The 17781-nt window shown below is 42.1% G+C and carries 14 protein-coding genes; 6 read left to right on the top strand and 8 right to left on the bottom strand.

Going from position 1 to position 17781, the window contains the following annotated elements; all coding sequences use genetic code 11:
- Nucleotides 1-354 precede the first annotated feature (354 nt).
- Nucleotides 355-3360 (top strand): DNA gyrase subunit A, encoded by a 3006-nt coding sequence (gene gyrA / locus JFY49_RS10860; RefSeq protein WP_200222851.1) that lies wholly within the window; start codon nucleotides 355-357, stop codon nucleotides 3358-3360.
- 647 nt (nucleotides 3361-4007) lie between these two features.
- Here the strand turns inward: gyrA and gltP are convergent.
- The 5 genes from gltP to JFY49_RS10835 form a co-directional block, all read right to left on the bottom strand.
- On the bottom strand, nucleotides 4008-5303 hold the full coding sequence (gene gltP / locus JFY49_RS10855; protein WP_200222849.1) for a glutamate/aspartate:proton symporter GltP: 1296 nt from the start codon (nucleotides 5301-5303) through the stop codon (nucleotides 4008-4010).
- 268 nt (nucleotides 5304-5571) lie between these two features.
- Entirely contained in the window at nucleotides 5572-6678 is a 1107-nt protein-coding gene (locus tag JFY49_RS10850; RefSeq protein WP_200222847.1) for an ABC transporter permease, read from the bottom strand.
- Nucleotides 6675-7805 carry an ABC transporter permease gene (locus JFY49_RS10845; protein ID WP_200222846.1) on the bottom strand — a complete coding sequence of 377 codons (1131 nt, stop codon included), beginning with the start codon at nucleotides 7803-7805 and terminating at the stop codon, nucleotides 6675-6677. The genes JFY49_RS10850 and JFY49_RS10845 overlap by 4 nt, the downstream gene beginning before the upstream one ends.
- A gap of 2 nt (nucleotides 7806-7807) precedes the next feature.
- Nucleotides 7808-8986 carry an HlyD family secretion protein gene (locus JFY49_RS10840; RefSeq protein WP_200222844.1) on the bottom strand — a complete coding sequence of 393 codons (1179 nt, stop codon included), beginning with the start codon at nucleotides 8984-8986 and terminating at the stop codon, nucleotides 7808-7810.
- Between the two features lie 18 nt (nucleotides 8987-9004).
- Nucleotides 9005-10495: a TolC family protein gene (locus tag JFY49_RS10835; RefSeq protein WP_200222843.1), complete on the bottom strand. Its 1491-nt coding sequence runs from the start codon at nucleotides 10493-10495 to the stop codon at nucleotides 9005-9007.
- 351 nt (nucleotides 10496-10846) lie between these two features.
- Here JFY49_RS10835 and serC point away from each other — a divergent pair, with 351 nt between their 5' ends.
- Complete coding sequence (gene serC / locus JFY49_RS10830) at nucleotides 10847-11926, top strand: 3-phosphoserine/phosphohydroxythreonine transaminase (RefSeq protein WP_200222839.1); 1080 nt, start codon at nucleotides 10847-10849, stop codon at nucleotides 11924-11926.
- Nucleotides 11927-12010: 84 nt separating this feature from the next.
- On the opposite strand, the gene JFY49_RS10825 is transcribed toward serC, so the two are convergent.
- Entirely contained in the window at nucleotides 12011-12151 is a 141-nt protein-coding gene (locus JFY49_RS10825) for a hypothetical protein (RefSeq protein ID WP_200222837.1), read from the bottom strand.
- 486 nt (nucleotides 12152-12637) lie between these two features.
- Nucleotides 12638-13567 (bottom strand): hypothetical protein, encoded by a 930-nt coding sequence (locus JFY49_RS10820; protein WP_200224862.1) that lies wholly within the window; start codon nucleotides 13565-13567, stop codon nucleotides 12638-12640.
- 270 nt (nucleotides 13568-13837) lie between these two features.
- Between JFY49_RS10820 and JFY49_RS10815 the strand changes: the two genes are divergently transcribed.
- Nucleotides 13838-14308, top strand: a complete 471-nt coding sequence (locus tag JFY49_RS10815) for a YaiI/YqxD family protein (RefSeq protein WP_200222836.1) — start codon at nucleotides 13838-13840, stop codon at nucleotides 14306-14308.
- Between the two features lie 12 nt (nucleotides 14309-14320).
- Complete coding sequence (locus tag JFY49_RS10810) at nucleotides 14321-15232, top strand: DMT family transporter (protein ID WP_180081501.1); 912 nt, start codon at nucleotides 14321-14323, stop codon at nucleotides 15230-15232.
- A gap of 4 nt (nucleotides 15233-15236) precedes the next feature.
- Here JFY49_RS10810 and JFY49_RS10805 read toward each other — a convergent pair whose 3' ends face one another.
- Nucleotides 15237-15806, bottom strand: coding sequence for a PilZ domain-containing protein (locus tag JFY49_RS10805; RefSeq protein ID WP_086196201.1), 570 nt, complete (start codon nucleotides 15804-15806; stop codon nucleotides 15237-15239).
- A 23-nt stretch (nucleotides 15807-15829) separates the two neighbouring features.
- On the opposite strand from JFY49_RS10805, the gene JFY49_RS10800 reads away from it, so the two are divergent.
- Both JFY49_RS10800 and lolD read left to right on the top strand, forming a co-directional pair.
- Complete coding sequence (locus JFY49_RS10800; protein ID WP_086196200.1) at nucleotides 15830-17065, top strand: lipoprotein-releasing ABC transporter permease subunit; 1236 nt, start codon at nucleotides 15830-15832, stop codon at nucleotides 17063-17065.
- Nucleotides 17058-17741, top strand: coding sequence for a lipoprotein-releasing ABC transporter ATP-binding protein LolD (gene lolD, locus JFY49_RS10795; RefSeq protein ID WP_086196199.1), 684 nt, complete (start codon nucleotides 17058-17060; stop codon nucleotides 17739-17741). The genes JFY49_RS10800 and lolD overlap by 8 nt, the downstream gene beginning before the upstream one ends.
- Nucleotides 17742-17781 lie beyond the last annotated feature (40 nt).

Raw genomic sequence — 17781 nt, 5'->3', positions numbered from 1 at the left:
GCGTAGCTAGGGGAGAGCCTGTATTTAATCGATTTACATTTTTTTAAAGGTAAAAAGACCATTTTAACTGAATAAACCGCCTGAACATTAAGCGCTAAAATTTGCGGCTAGACACTGAATAAAATGAACGAATTCACATAAAATCCCGACAAATGAAAGTGCCTAAAAAATAAACGATAAATTATAGAAAATTAACAAGATTAAGATAAGAGATATGGCACAAAAACAACAGAATTTATGCTATAATTTATGGCTGTATTTAGATTTTAACTCAGCTTATTTTGAGTTAATTTTTTGCTAGATTGATTATATAAAACGAACAGTCTGAACGGTTGTTTGTAATAAGGAGTATGCATGAGCGTATCGGAAATTCGACCGATTGCCATTGAGGATGAACTCAAAAGCTCATATCTCGACTATGCCATGAGTGTTATTGTTTCTCGTGCATTACCTGACGTGAGAGATGGCTTAAAGCCTGTTCATCGTCGTGTGCTTTTCGCTATGCACGAATTGGGCAATGACTACAATAAAGCATACAAAAAGTCAGCCCGTGTCGTCGGTGACGTGATCGGTAAATATCACCCACATGGTGACTCTGCTGTTTATGAAACCATTGTTCGTATGGCGCAAGACTTTAGCCTGCGTTATCAACTAGTAGATGGTCAAGGTAACTTCGGTTCTGTTGATGGCGATAGTGCAGCTGCAATGCGTTATACCGAAGTGCGTATGCGTAAGCTGACCCATGAGCTTTTGGCCGATCTGGAAAAAGACACAGTCGAGTGGGAAGACAACTACGACGGTTCTGAACGCATTCCACAAGTCATGCCTACACGTGTTCCTAACTTGCTGATTAACGGTGTAACCGGTATTGCAGTAGGTATGGCGACCAATATGGCGCCACACAACATGACAGAAGTGATCAATGCATGTTTGGCCTATGCGGAAAACCCGAATATTTCCATTGAAGGCTTGATGGAACATATCTCTGGCCCAGATTTCCCTACAGGCGGTATCATTTACGGTAAATCAGGCATTGTCGATGCTTACCGTACCGGTAAAGGTCGTCTTCATATTCGTGGTAAATATCACATTGAAGAAGACCAGAAGACTGGCCGTAACACCATCGTATTCACTGAAATTCCTTATCAGGTCAATAAAGCAAAAACCATTGAACGTATTGCTGAATTGGTGAAAGAGAAGAAACTGGAAGGGATTTCTGAGCTTCGTGATGAATCCGATAAAGAAGGGATGCGTATTGCCATTGACCTGAAGCGTGGTGAAAACGCTGAAGTGATTGTCAATAACCTGTTCCTGAATACCCAGTTAGAAAATTCATTCAGCATCAACATGGTCTGCCTAGACAACGGCCAGCCGAAGTTGATGAACCTGAAAGACATCATTGCTGCGTTCATCCGTCACCGCCAAGAAGTGGTGACTCGCCGTACCATGTTCGAACTGCGTAAAGCGCGTGAACGTGGCCATATCCTGGAAGGCTTGACCGTTGCACTCGCAAACATCGATGCGATTATTGAAACCATCAAGACCTCTGCCAACCCGGGCGAAGCGCGCGAGCGTTTACAGGCGGGTGAATGGGCTGCGGGTGGCGTAGTTGCCTTGCTGGAAAAAGCGGGGTCGGTTTCTGTACGTCCTGATGAGATTGAAGGTGAAGATCCAAACCGTCGATTCGGTTTAGATGGTAATGTTTACCGTTTATCTCCAGCACAGGTTGGTGCAATTCTTGAACTACGTTTACACCGCTTAACTGGTCTGGAACAAGACAAGTTACATGCTGAATATTCTGAAATTTTGGGTCAAATTGCGGAATTAACTGCAATTTTGAACGATTTCAATTTATTGATGGCAGTGATTAAAGAAGAATTGGCGTTAATCCTGCAACAATATGGCGATGCACGTCGTACCGCGATTGTTGAATCACGTATTGATTTCTCTCGCGAAGATTTGATTCCTGAAGAGCAAGTAGTATTGACCGTTTCTAAAACCGGTTATGCGAAAACTCAACCACTTTCTGATTACGCTGCACAGCGTCGTGGTGGTCGTGGCAAGTCTGCGACTTCAATGAAAGAAGATGATTACATCCAGCATCTGATTGTGACTTCGAACCATGCCATGGTGCTTTGCTTCACCGATGTCGGTAAGGTCTATCGTCTGAAAGTATTTGAAGTGCCGCAAGCGTCGCGTGGTGCCAAAGGTCGTCCAATGGTGAACCTGTTACCTTTAGATGCCAACGAAACCATTACTGCAATTCTTCCGGTGATTGATGCACCGAAGAAATTCAAAGAACGTCTGGCGGACTTCAAGACATTTGTAAAAGCCAATGCTGCGAAACTGCAAGAAAATGAAATCATTCATTCACATTATGCTGAACTTGAAGCGGCACTTGCTGAACTTGAAGATGGTGCAGATGACTTGTCTGATGCATTACGTGTTCAATTGAAGCAATTGGGTGTTGAGCTTTCAGCAAGCGATCTGGATGATGAAATCATTGCTGACTTTGCGCAGCAAGCCGAAGCGGTACGTAAAAACTTCTATGTATTTATGGCGACCGAATACGGTACGATCAAGCGTGTAGAACTTGAACAGTTCAGTAATGTCCGTTCAAACGGTTTGCGTGCCATTGAACTCACTGGCGATGATACCTTGATTGGTGTTGCAATTACCGATGGCGAACAGCAAATCATGTTGTTCTCGAATGAAGGTAAAGCAATCCGTTTTGCTGAAACCGATGTGCGTTCAATGGGACGTTCAGCCAAAGGTGTACGCGGTATGCGTGTGACCATTGGTGCAGCGCAAGTTGAAGATGCCGAAGATGCCGATATCGAGTCTGATGATGAAGATAGTTCAGATTCAGCCTTAATCAGCCGTATCGTTTCATTGGTGGTTGTCCCTGAAACAGGTGAAGTGCTGTGTGCTTCTGAAAACGGTTACGGTAAACGTACCCCGGTAGATGACTTCCCAACCAAGAAACGTGGCGGTAAGGGCGTGATTGCGATCAAGACCTCTGAACGTAACGGTCAGTTGGTGGGTGCAGTTGCGATTGATGCCTCTAAAGAACTGATGTTGATTTCTGATGGTGGCACTTTGGTACGTACCCGTGCTTCTGAAGTTGCTCAAACTGGTCGTAACGCACAAGGTGTACGTTTGATCCGTTTAGGTAATGACGAGTTACTTGTAGGCGTAGTTTCGGTTGAAGCTGTAGAAGAAGATGAGTTTATTGAAGCAGTGGAAGGCGAAGAAGTTGTTGCCTCTACAGCTTTAATTGATTCTGAAACTTTGGTGGATGATGAAACTATCGCTGATGAAGCTGATACTGAATCAGATTTAAGAGATTCTGACGACTAAGTTTTGATATTGAAAAGAAGGGCGCTTAGGCGCTCTTCTTTTATGCTTATGATTTGTTAGCAGGATGTTTTCCTTACCACTAATAATTATTACTTAGAATAAGAATGTTTAGATTTTTAAAAAATTAATTTCTGAATAGGTGATTTTAATGGTTTTAGGAGAGCATGATTCATTATTCTTAAAAACAATAATAAAAGCCAATAGCTAGGATTTACATAAGCTATTTTTCTTAAAGAATCAAATAATTAGATGAATTGAGGATATTGAAAAGTAAGTCGTCGGATCAAAGCAATAGGTTTAATAAATCTTTAAGAAATAAAAAAGAAGCCGAAGCCACCACTGTCCCATAATTTGAATTATATTGCAGCACCGAATCAATATGGTGATATTTTTAAATTTAAATATTTGATATTTACTTATATTTTTTTTACAGCCTTGTCTTTTCTTTAAAAGTTTAAGTCACTTTATGTAGGCTGAACCCTACTTTTGAGAGACCAAAAGTAGGCAAAAGTCTTTATTCCCCCATACACGACATCCTGTCGTGATGGGGAATGTGTGGCATCCTTGCCACACTCACAAATCAAACACCTGAAATTCTCAACTGTAGGACAGTAGTGAGTCGAAGCTTCCTTCTTTCGATTTATAAATTATGCTGCTTCTTTGATTTCAACAGCATAATTTTTTTGCTTTTCAGCATCGAACTGACCTTCCCATTTACTGATCACAAGAACAGCTAACGAGTTACCAATTACATTCAATACAGTACGAGCCATATCCAGAATACGGTCAATACCTGCAATAAATGCCAAGCCTTCAAGCGGAATACCCACACTACCCAAGGTTGCCAACAATACAATGAAAGATACTCCAGGCACACCGGCAATACCTTTAGAAGTAATCATCAAGGTTAACACCAGAATGATTTGCTGAGTCATGCTTAAATCAATACCGTAAAGCTGCGCAATAAAGATGGCTGCAATACTTTGATATAAGGTCGAACCATCCAGGTTAAATGAATAACCGATTGGAATCACAAAACTGGTAATGGATTTCGGTGCACCATAGGCTTCCATTTTTTCCATCAGGCGCGGTAATACTGTCTCGGAACTTGCAGTTGAATAAGACAGAATCAGCTCATCTTTTAGAATTTTAATAATTTCCCAAATACTGAAACCACAGAATTTGGCAACAAGTCCTAAAATCACAAAGATGAAGAAGAAAATAGCACCATAAACCAATAATGCCAATTTGACTAATGGAAGCAGTGAGCTAAAGCCGAAGTTCGCAACAGTCGCCGCAATCAGGCCAAATACACCGAAAGGTGCAAAAAGCATGATCATATGGGTGACTTTGAACATGGTTTCAGCAACCGCATGCAACACATCAATCAGCGGTTTTTTGGTTTCTTTAGCCAAAGACTCCAAACCAACACCGAAGATCACGGAGAAGAAGATGATTGGCAACATATGCCCATCGGTCAGTGATCCAAAAATATTAGACGGGATTAAAGATAAAATGGTATTGACCAGACCATGCGAGTGACTACTCACTTCCTGGGTGGTTTGCTGATATTTAGAGATATCGGTTTGGGTCAAACTCGACATGTCAATACCGGCACCTGGCTGGAATACGTTTGCAGCAACTAGGCCGACAATAATCGCAACCGTGGTAATAATTTCAAAATAGACAATAGTTTTGAAACCCAGTTTACCCAAGTTTTGACCATGACTTGCATTGGCAATACCTAAAATCAGCATTGAAAGTACAAGTGGAATGACAATCATCTTAATCAAATTAATAAAGATTGCGCCCAAAGGGCTCAGCAGATTATTAATCAGAGTTTCACGATATTCGGGAGAATAATGTAGAAAGGAGCCTACAAGCACACCTAAAATGAGCGCAATGACGATTTGCCAAGCAAGACTAATCTTAATCTTTTTCATGCTAAGCCCTTAAAATCAAATTTCAATAAAAAAGCTGCTATAACACTGTCGATCTCACATCGGCATGTTACGGGGAGCGTGGGAATGAATAATATAAAAAAAATTCATGAAATATGAACAGGGGGCTATTTTGCATCGATTAGTATATTCAATCTAACTTTTTTCTTCATAATTGGTTTAAAAGATCAAAAAAAGATCAATTTTGGTATTAAAAATAACCAAATGGTAAAGTTTTATTTAATAATCTTATCAGTTCATAGCTAAAAGCTTACTTTTGACCAGATCGGATCAGGCGAAAATATGCCCAAACTAGACAAATGCCGGCAAAGGTGGCCAGATAAATCATTTTTGGAATGACCAGCTGGGTAGGCACTCCCATCTGGTTCAATTGAATAAACATCTGTATGCTTTGAGTAGAAGGCAGTGCTTGGCCTAGCCACTGCATCCATTCCGGCATTGCGGCATGTGGCCACGCCGTACCTGAAAGTAAGAACAGCGGAATAGAGCTAAATACAATCACGTGACCTGCACGTTCCGGCATATCCAGAAAAGAGGCAATCAGCATGCTGAGGCCAATCACGCAGCTCACAAAGATAGGGACCGCAATGAGCATGCCCCAGAAGTTACCACCCCTTGGATAGTCATTCAGCCAAAAAGTAAATCCAAATAAATATAAACAGCCCAGAAAACCAATGGTCAAAATGGCACTGAATAATGCCCAGAATTCGGTTCGACTCGGTGTCCAGTGCTTTTCACGATAAGTCGCAATTAACATGCACAAACCCAGCAAAATGGTTTGATGGATAATCAGTGGGGCAACGGCCGGAAAAATATAACTGCCGTAGCCAGACAGGGTATTGAACAAGGGAATTTGATGGATCGACAGCGCTGGAGCAAATTCGGAAATATGCTGAAATTTTTCGGCTTGTTCAACCAGCGCATGTTCCACCGATGCAGCCAGTCCCAAACCGATCTTCTGGGTTTTTAAGAAATTGGCGGCACTTAAATATAAACCGATGCCACCCACTTCACCATGACGCAGACTGCCAGATAAATTATCTGGAAGCAGTAAAATCCCGTCTGCCTGTTGCAGCTTGATCATCTGTTTTGCTTCGGCAAAATTGCCAGTCACTGCACGGATTTCAACATTGGGACTTCTAGCCACTTCGCCAATAATGCGGGACGTTACCAAGCTTTGCTCTTCATCGACAATAATAATCGGTAAGGATTCGGCATGTTCTGCCTGGTAAGCCGTTGGGTAGAAGAAACTATATAAAAATACCGAGAGCACCAACGTGGTCAAGATTGAGCTATTTGAAGTAATATCTTTAAAGGTTTTAAAATAAAAGTGCAGAAAGTTTTTAAGGGTTTTCATGCCTGAACTCCCTTTAGATATTTTTTAAGGAAGAAGTAGGCAGTGCCCAGATAAATCAGGCAATACACGGCTAAAATTGCAAGTGGTAACAGTGAAATGGATACAGGACTGCCGATGACCCATTGTTCTGTCTGTAATTTGGCATAAGGGGTATAAGGAATAATATTCGACCAGAACTGGGTAAATAAGGGCGCATTATTCAGCGGTAAAGTCACCCCGGCAAAACTTAAAGATGACCCGCCATACACGGCAATAAAACCAAAACTTTTCGCCAGATCACGTGTGGCCAAAACTACGCTGCTGCTGATCAAGGCATAAGCGCTATAGAGAAGAAATTGTCCCAATAGAATAGGCCAGAGCTGTCCCTGTATAAACCAGCCGCGAATTTCCACCAGCCAGAACATCCATAACCAGGTCCAAAAGCTGAAAATCAGCACATAAGTCATATTTTTGGAAAGCAAGGCTAAGAAGACATTTTGCCCAGTTATCCATGTTTTTGTCGTGCCAAATTTCAACTCTTGTCCTACGGCAAAAGCCACGCAGCAACACAGCAATAAATGCAAAATCGCCGGAATCATGTACGGTTCTAAATAGAATTCATAACTTAGCCCGGGATTAAACAGCGGCGAAATTTTGACATTCGGCGTAGGTGCGTCCAAATAAGGGATCTGGTTTTGCAAATAACTGTGTCCAGTAAAGTCGGCCAGTGCCTGCAAGGTGCTGATCAGCATCGCGGATGAAATGCTATTACCGACACTAAAATAACTTTGGTTATAGGCAATACTGATCTGGGCATCCTTGGCTTGAACCAGCCGTTGTTCGGCACCTTCTGGAATGCTGATATAACCCCAGATTTTATTTTGGTTGAGTAGCTGTTCAACCTGGTCCTGACTGCTGGAAATGGTGCGGATGCTCAGGGTGTTGTTCTGACGGACATAGTATTCAATATTACGGCTCAGTTCACTCTGATCCTGATCAATAATTGCAATCGGCAGATGGCTCGGTTTGCCTTGAGCAAACATACTTGCGAACAGCACAATCACAAAGGCAGGTGCTAGGGTGACCATACATGAATCCCACTTATGCCTGAGCAAATAGCCAAGTTCACGCAGTATGCCATGCAGCATGATCAAGACTCTTGCACTTTAAACAGTACGCTCATGCCGACTTTTAAATCCTGAATCGGCTGGGCAGGAGTAAGCTGCATCTTGAAACTGCGAATATCATAGCCACCGGTTTGGTGTGTGGTTTTAATGGTGGCAAATTCACCTTCAGCATCAATATTTTTGATCTTGAACAGAGCTTTTTTGTTTAATGCAGGAATAAAGCCTTCAATCGATTTGGCCTGATAGACCTGTGCATATTGATCTTCACGAATATTCAGGCTGACCCAGAGATCATCATCCTGAATAATACTCACCACGGGCACGCCCATCGCTACCAGTTCCGACACCTTGCCATAAGTTTTGGAGATGGTGCCATTGATCGGGGAAACCAGCTTGGTTTCAGCTTCCAGCGCATTGGCTTCTGCAACGGCTGCTTTGGCAATTTCCACCTGTGCATCTGCGGAGGATTTCTGTTCTGGCGTGCTGCCACGTTTGGCACGTGCATATTGCTGATAAGATGCTTCGGTCATTTGTGCGGCAGATCGTGCTGCAGCATGCATTTCATCACGGCGCTGGCGTGAAATGACGCCTTCTTTAAACAGGTTGGCACCACGTTGATAGGTGGTTTGAGCCAGCTCTTGCTGGGCTTTCATGGCCTGCCAGTTGGCATATAGACTGTCGATATTTTCCTGTTGTGAACCGCGATCTGCTGTGGATTGCAAGGCTAAAGCAGATTGCAGGCTGGCCAAAGCCTGCTGTTTTTTAGCTTCAACTTCCGGACTAAACAAGCGGACCAGTGACTGACCTTTAAGCACTTTTTGTCCATCGTGAATATATATTTCTTCAATGCGGCTCGGCACCTTAGTGCTGACATGGATAGTTTCAGCTTCAACCCGCCCTTGTAGCTCCACTTCCTTGGGCTGATAACTTTTCCATAACCCAAAGCCAATGAGGCCTAAAAGCAAGATCAGGATGATGATACCAACTACTTTAATGGCAGCTGAAGATTTTGAACCTGTCTTTTCAGCGGCCGGCGCTTGCACTTGTTCTGAATAACTGAAAAATCCATCATCCGTCTTGCTTTGCTGTTCAGAGGCCGTTTGAGTGTCTTGTTGATGGCTTGGAGCTGAAGTAAGGGTAGAAGTTCCTTTTGATGAGGTATTTTCTACATCTTGATCAGGCCTATTTTGATCTTGAGTCATGCTGTTCCCCATCAAAAATTAACGAATATAACTGGTATTGCTTTGACTGACATAGTTTTGAAACTGCTCAATCGAGCCATGGCTTTGTAGCAAAGTGGCCAAGGACATCACATATTTATAGGCATTCAGTGCCATCTCACTTTTTAAAGCATTCAGGCTATTTTGTGCATCAATCAGCTGGGTGGCCGTTCCCATATCTTCTTTGAAAGATAAAGTCTGAATGCGCAGGTTTTCCTCAGCAGCTTTCATATTTTGCTGTAATAGTTGATGACTTTGCTGGGCTGAGGTCATTTCATTGTACGAACTATAAATGATGTTTTCGACTTCCTGCTTGGTGCGTTCGGTCATCAGTTCAGAAGCATAACGTTGCAATTCTGCGGCCTGAACATTTTTGTTGTTATTCACGCCTGAAAACAGGTTATAATGTGCCGCTACACCGACAATCCAGTTTTGCTTTTCATCCAGACTATATTCGCCAAAGGCGAAAAAATTAGGTTTTTTCGCAGCACTTTGTACCTTGACGTTGGCATTGGCCAGCTGAGTGTCCATCTGCATTTTCTGGATCAGCGCAGATTGTTCCGGATAGCTTTTTAATAGGGCATTCAGATTCTGACTTTGGCTGGAATTGACAAATAGCGGGGTGCTCAGTTCGGTAATCTGGCTGCGCTGTAACAGGTTATTAAGCTGAAACAGGCTTGATCTGAAATTGGCCGTTGTATTTTGCACACTACGCTCGGCATTATTCTTTGCCACTTCAAACTGCATACGTTGCCCTTTGCTGATAAAACCCTGCTGTTCCAGCTTTAAGGCATTGCTGTAGTGGGTCTGCATAGCGTTGAAATTGGACTGGCTAGAGGCTAAAAGCTGCTTTTGCAGTTGAGCATTAAAATAGGCCTGAATTAGTTCAAAGCGTTGTACATCTTGCTGTTGTTTGGTATTCAATTGACTACGTTGTGCCCTGAGATGAGCTATTTCCTTGGTGCTGGAGGTCAGACCACCGGTATATAAAGGCATTAACACTGAAACGGTAGGGCGGATCACTTGATCTTCCAGAATCACGTTGGCCGAGTCAGGGAATAGCCCAATACCGCTATGAATGGTTTGATTCAGACCTTGCTTTAAAGGATCAGAAATAGTGGATGGAAGGTTTTCTTGATTAATACGATCGTTGATGCCTTGAGAAAGTGTCTGTTCCAGATTGTTTTTAAAAGAATCAAGTGGCAGGTCGACTTCATTATGGAAAGCATAGGCACGCACATTTAAATCGACCCGGGGCAGACCTAAACCCTTGACCGCTTCAGCTTGTAATTGTGCAGATTGTTGCAAAGCCTGATTGGCCTGTGTGCTATAGGAATCCTTTAAAATCGACTGTTCAGCCTGTGCATAACTGATGCTTTCGGCAAAGGCTGGACAAGCAAAAAGCAGGCTAACAGTACAAATGCCAACACGAAAATTTTGTTGTATGAGGAGTGCAATTTTTTTTGGTTGTGCATGTAAACGCAATAACATCACTCAAACTCTCAATTTCTTTGTAACAATTATATGGCATAGATTTAATTGTATGTCTAATCAATAAGTTGTTGTCTTGTTTAATGTGCATGTGTATAGCAATCACGTGATTAGATCGCTAATGCGAAGATATGACAGCAGAATTTGAAAAGAGAAGTAATAAGATGCAGTTGCACTTTTAAACTACGTCCCAAGTCGTGAAAAAGGAGTTGCTAAAATCAATCTTTATTGAGATTTTGACTTTAAATGTCCGACAGCATTGAAATATTTTCAGGATAATTTACTGCAAGCAACGCCTATCTGTGGTTAAATGCCATCATTTTATTGTGTTTCACTTTGAAAGGAAAAATCATGCGCGCGTACAACTTCTGTGCTGGTCCTGCTGCATTACCTACTGCCGTTTTAGAAAAAGCTCAGGCTGAATTGCTTGATTGGCATGGCAAAGGCCTTTCGATCATGGAAATGAGTCACCGTAGCAGTGACTATGTGGCTGTGGCAGAAAAAGCAGAAGCAGATTTGCGTAAACTGATGAACATTCCCGAGAACTATAAAGTATTGTTCTTGCAAGGTGGTGCTTCGCTGCAATTCTCTGCTATTCCTTTAAACCTGTTGGGTAAAAACAACAAGGCTGATTATATTCATACTGGAATCTGGTCAGAAAAAGCGCTGAAAGAAGCAAAACGCTATGGCGACATCAATGTTGTAGAAGCTGGTACCAGCATTAACGGTAAATTGGCTATTTCAGAGCAAAGCAGCTGGAACTTGTCTGATGATGCTGCTTATGTCCATTATGCCGATAACGAAACTATTGGCGGCCTTCAGTTTGCGGGTATTCCTGAAACAGATAAACCACTGGTATGTGACTTTTCATCTAGCATTTTATCTGCACCATTAGATGTATCTAAGTTCGGTTTAATCTACGCAGGTGCGCAAAAGAATATTGGTCCTGCCGGCTTAACTTTAGTCATTATTCGTGAAGATTTACTTGATCAGGCCAAACCTGAAATTCCAAGCATTTTGAAATATTCAGATCAGGCGAAAAACGGTTCTATGGTCAACACACCATCTACCTATGCTTGGTACCTGTCTGGTCTGGTATTTGAATGGCTGCTTGAAAATGGTGGTGTAGATGCCATGTATCAGGTCAACCTTGAAAAAGCCAAATTATTGTATGGTTATATCGATGCTAGTGATTTCTATGCCAACCCGATTGCAGAAGCTAACCGTTCTATCATGAATGTACCATTTACCTTGGCAAAAGCTGAGCTTGAGAAACAATTCTTGAAAGAAGCTGAAGCGAATCATCTGCTGAATCTGGCAGGTCACCGTTCAGTGGGCGGTATGCGTGCAAGTATTTACAATGCTGTACCATTAGAAGGAGTACAGGCTCTGGTTAACTTTATGGATGACTTTGCCAAACGCAATGCTTAATTGCTAAAGCTAAAAAAGCCCATCACATGATGGGCTTTTTATTGGCTGAAATAAGCATGGTAAAAATAAGTAGTTAAAATAAGCTTAAAAAATAAAGTGATGCAAAATATAGGCAGACATAAACATACCCAAGACAAAAAACAGGCATGAAATGCCGTCTAACTGGAAGCGTTTAGTCAGTTGATGGCCAACTGTTGGTATATTTTCTTCTTGCACGATTTTCATGGAAATTCTATTCCGATTTATTTATCGTTAATTTATATGGATGGTTTTTATTTTTAGCATAAAAAATTGATTAAATAAAGTACTAAATAAAAATATGTAATTAAAATATTTATTTTATTGGCCAGAAGATCAGCTGGCTTGTCAGATTCTTGTCCCTACAGGGTTGTGGTGGATAACATAATTAAAAATAAGGTATAAAAATATAATAGCTGTAGTAGTTTGTTAAAATAAAATTTTGAATTTAAAATTGTGGGTAAGTTAGTTTAATTTAAATTCAAAACCACCCATATAATGTTGGTTTGTGGATAAATTTTAATCACACTGTAGATAGAGATAATAAAACTTAGACTTCTTTCATAAATTCCTTTTATTTCTCCCTCTGGGAGAAATAAAAGGAATTTATGAAAGAAGAGTATTAAAAAAATAAAAAGCAGCACCATAACCTGAGAGGATAATCCTGTTGTGGTGCTGCTATGGTTAGAAGATTTATTTTTTAGCGTAAATATTCACTTGAATCCATAAATTGCCACGAATGAATTGGCCAATTGTAAAGTCTTTATAAGCAGGATTCTTGGTGGCAATACGAATTAGGGTGGCTGCCTGATTTTCATCATGAATCAGGGCGACATCATAAAGCGTATAGTCCTGATCCATAAATGACATCGAGGTTTTTCCGACAATATTGCCCTGAAACCAGGCTTCATCTTCCTGTCCCATATTTTCGCCATACAGATAGGCCACCATTTTGGAAAAATCGACAGTCACCGGTTCTTTGTCATCTTCCGATTTGGGTTCCCAGGCATCAATCTGTTCCTGCAGATTGGCAGGTGCCACGCCGTTATTGGCGGCCAGAATGTCATTTAATGCACGGTGATGTTTGATGGAGGCCGGATCATCCACTACCAGCTGTTCATGATCTGAAACGGCTTCCAGTTCATAGGCCCAGGCATTGAGCTGCGCAAGATAGAGTTGATCTTTTTCATACTGGTCATGATTGACGCTATACAGTGTGTCAAAGGCATAGACAATGGTATTCGCACCCAGATTCAAGCGCAGTACCGCCTGAGTGTTGGATTTACAGGTGATAATCCGTTCAATGGTGGCATTCACTTTGTAGGGACTTTCAAAACTTGGAAAGGCTGTTTTGACCGCTTGGGGCTTGTTGTTTTCAACAGCAATGACTTGGGTCATTTGCACGGTTGCCTGTTTAGGTCCTTGAATAAGCCAGGCTGACGCATCCATGTCAGCTTCTTCTTTACATAAGCCCATTGGCATCACTGGTGCATCAAGTGCCAGGCCTAACCACTTGGGCACATCGGTACATGGGTGATCTGTAAGCAGATTCCAATGTTCGACATGACTGCCAAAGTTCTGGTCTTCAATGGTGATCAGTTCTGGTCTATTTTGATTTTTCATATTCACAATTGATGTTGGGCTGTATTTATCTATTAAATCGAGGGTTATTGTTAAATTTCAAGTCAAGGGACTAAATTTAACCATTAAAGTCGTTAAAATAAACTCAAAATCCTGTATCTGGATGCGATGAAGCCTGCAAGTGTGCCATGGAAAGCATGACCATGTGAGTTAAATCTAAAAACAGCAAATGAGCTGAATCAATTTAGCCATCCTCCTGTCGTATGGAATTTGCTAAACTACAGGCTATTCTTTTTTGACTATGGATGTGGTGTGCTGCCATTTAAACTTTGGGTCGATGCCGATGCATTGCCTAAAATCCTGCGTGATGTAATCATTCGCGCTTCTGACCGTTATCAGCTGGAAGTGACTTTTGTCGCGAATCAAAATGTGGGGATTACCCCGTCAGTACGGATTAATTCCATTCAGGTGATGAGTGGCGCAGATGCTGCAGATAAAGAAATTATCGAGCGCATGAAAGAGCATGATATTGTCATGACCCAGGATATTCCATTGGCTGCTCAAGTGATTGAAAAAGGTGGAATTGCCATTCATCCTCGCGGCGAGATTTATACCTCTGCCAACGTAAAAGCGCGTCTGCATCTACGTGATTTCATGGATTCATTACGCGGAGCAGGTGTTAATACGGGTGGTCCACCACCAATTTCTGAACGGGATAAACGTGAATTTTCCAGTGCACTGGATCAAACCATTCAGAAACAGAAACGTAAAACTGCAGTCTAACTTGAGCTTCTCATGCCATCAAAAACCAATATCATGTCCACGTATGCCTTATTGGTATTTATCTGGGCAACCACGCCACTGGCAATTGTCTGGAGTGTTTCGGACTTGCATAGTTTGTGGGCGTTGGCACTGCGCTTTTTTATTGCAATGCCTTTAGCATTGGGCTTGCTGGTCGTTCTTAAAGTCAGATTACCTTTGAATGGAATCTCCCTGCATAGTTATATTGCCGGTGCCTGCAGTTTTATTGGTTCACAAATTTTTACCTATTTAGCCACAGCCTATTTAAGTTCAGGCATTATTGCCTTGATGTTCGGTCTGGCTCCGATTATGACTGGATTGATTGGCCGTTTTGCTTTTAACGTTCATTTGCATCGCTTGCAGTGGATGGGGATGTGCATTGCAGTATTGGGGCTGGGGATTATCTGTCTGGGTGGCAGTGACCATCACGTCCAGCCAATGGGCATAGGATTGATGTTGATCAGTGTTTTTGTATATTGCGCATCCATTTTCTGGGTCAAAAAAGTCAATGCACCGCTGAAACCCATGGCTCAAGCAACGGGTTCCATTCTGGTCTCCAGCCTGTTTGCACTGTGCATGTTGCCGTTGATCTGGCAGCATGCGCCAGATCATATTCCGAATACCAAGGCATTGATCGGTTTGTTTTATGCGGTGATTATGGCATCACTGTTGGCGATGTTCTGTTATTTTAAACTGGTACAGAACATTAAGGCGACGACCTTATCATTGACTACTGTGCTGACACCCATGTTGGCCATGTTGTTTGGAGCGATGCTGAATAATGAAAAATTATCGGTGATGGTTTTTGTTGGCGCTTTTATTTTATTGTTTGGCCTGTTTGTTTATTTTTATCGTGATCTTAAGGCGAGCCAGAATCTCGCCATCAAGATCAAGTCCAGCAGTTAAATCTCTAATCTTTATTTTTGCTGAGGTTGACACACTCGGCAAGTTTTACCCGGTCTTGTGGATGCAATGTAATGAAATAAGCACCAGTACGGAACTTGCCATTATCTTCTGTACGGCTATAGACGACTTGGGCCGTTGCTGCAATATGGAAGAAATTTTCAGGGTGGCTCAAGGTCACATGCACATAAGTGCCTTCCTGAATAGGGTGCTCGCTAAAAAAACTGAAACCAGTTTCGGAAAAATTGACATGTTCCGGGATTGGTAACATGGATTGTACAATTGCATCGTATAAAGAGCCGGTAATAAGGTTTAATTTTTGGTTGAATAAAGATAATATTCTAGCAATTTGTTGATCTTTTTCATTTAATTGTTCTAATTCGTAGTTTACAGCATGATCAAATTGATCTAATTCTGCGAGTAGTAGAAAATAGCGGGGCAGCACAAAGTTAGGATCATAAGGGTCATTAAGTGCGACATCATCAGAGATAATCTGATAATTAATTCGCAAAGCAGCATCGATACGCGACATAACGCGGCGTTCCATATTGCCGCTTTGATGCTGTAAATTTTCCATAATTATTCCTCGGACTAAATGGTATGTTTAAACCAATCTCGCTGTACATCGGGTTGAGATATACTCGTGCACGGCGTAGCAACCACTTTATTTCTTTTATTGCTCTGGTGTCTATGATCGGTCTCACCTTGGGTGTGGCCGTGTTAATTACAGTCTTGTCTGTAATGAATGGCTTTGACCGCGAGCTGAAAAACCGTGTATTGGGAATGATACCTCAAGCTACTGTTTCTTCAACACAAATATTAACAAATTGGCCAGAACTTGCAAAGAAAGTTGAACAGCATGAGCATGTCAAAGGTGTAGCGCCATTTACCCAGTTACAGGGCATGCTGACAGCACAGGGGCAAGTGGCCGGAATTATGGTCACGGGTATCGAACCTGAATATGAAAAGAAAGTGTCAATTATCCAGAATCACATGATTGCGGGGAGTATTGATAGCCTGAAAAAAGGTGAATTTGGCATTGTCTTGGGTAAACAAATGACCGATTCACTGGGCTTGGGATTAAACGATAATATTACTTTAGTGCTGCCTGAAGCTACACCGTCGCCTGCAGGGGTGGTGCCTCGTTTCAAGCGTTTCAAGATTGTCGGTATTTTCAGTATTGGGGCAGAAGTGGATTCCATGATGGGCTATATCGCCCTGAATGATGCATCCACTTTATTGCGTTTGCCGGACGGTGCTCAAGGTGTACGTTTAAAACTGGATGATATTTTCCTTGCCCCAGAAGTGGCGGATGATATTGTCAAAGATCTGCCAAACAATTTCTACGCATCGAACTGGACCTTTACCCACGGTAATTTGTTTAGTGCCATTCAGATGGAAAAAGCTATGGTCAGCTTGCTACTGTTCCTGATTGTACTGGTGGCAGTATTTAATATTGTGTCCTCACTGGTGATGGTCGTCACCGACAAGAAATCTGATATTGCCATTTTACGTACCCTGGGAGCTTCACCTGCAACCATTACCCGGATTTTTATGGTACAGGGTACTATTATTGGCGTCATCGGTACGGTTTCAGGTGCCATTCTGGGGATTATCTTCGCTTCAAGTATCAGTGGCTTTATCGGCTGGTTAAATACCGCATTTGGTTTGAACCTGTTTGATGCCTATTTTATTAATTACTTGCCGTCTTATTTGCGTTGGCAAGATGTCGTGGTGATTGTGAGCCTGTCACTTATTTTAAGTTTCCTTGCCACGATTTATCCGGCACTGCGGGCTGCAAAAACCCAACCAGCAGAGGCTTTACGTTATGAGTAATCTTGTCCTCGAAGCGAAAAATATCTCGAAAAGTTTTACCGATGGCAAAACCACAGTTGAAGTGATTAAAAACTTGTCCTTACAGGTCAAAAAAGGCGAGTTTGTGTCGATTGTCGGTTCCAGTGGTTCCGGTAAAAGTACCTTGTTACATGTGTTGGGGGGGCTGGACTGTCCAACAGAAGGACAGGTGTTTTTAAATGGCAAGCGCTTCGATAATTTAGGTGAAGCTGAACGTGGCTATTTACGTAACCAGCATTTAGGTTTTGTCTATCAGTTCCATCATCTGTTGCCTGAATTTACTGCGCTGGAAAATGTCGCCATGCCGCTGATGCTGCGTGCAGGAACGACCTATAAACAGTCTAAAGAACAGGCTGAATACTTGCTCAATCGGGTTGGACTGTCGCATCGCATGACGCATAAACCGGGTGAGCTGTCTGGTGGTGAACGTCAGCGTGTAGCCTTGGCACGTGCACTGGTGGCAAAGCCGGAACTGATGCTGGCGGATGAACCAACGGGAAACTTGGATCGTAAAACGGCAGTGAAAATTTTTGAACTGCTCAGTGAGTTACGTGATGAGTTCAATATGGCGATGTTGATTGTGACGCATGATGAACAGTTGGCCCAGACTGCCGATTCGATTTTGCATATGCAAGACGGTGTCTGGATTGATGATTAGACACTGATCGATAAATTTAAAAAACAATTGAAGCTCACTG

It is taken from the genome of Acinetobacter sp. CS-2 (genome assembly GCF_016599715.1).
GTDB lineage: Bacteria > Pseudomonadota > Gammaproteobacteria > Pseudomonadales > Moraxellaceae > Acinetobacter.
The sequence above is the reverse complement of the archived record's forward strand: the minus strand, read 5'-3'. Positions and strand labels throughout refer to the sequence as shown.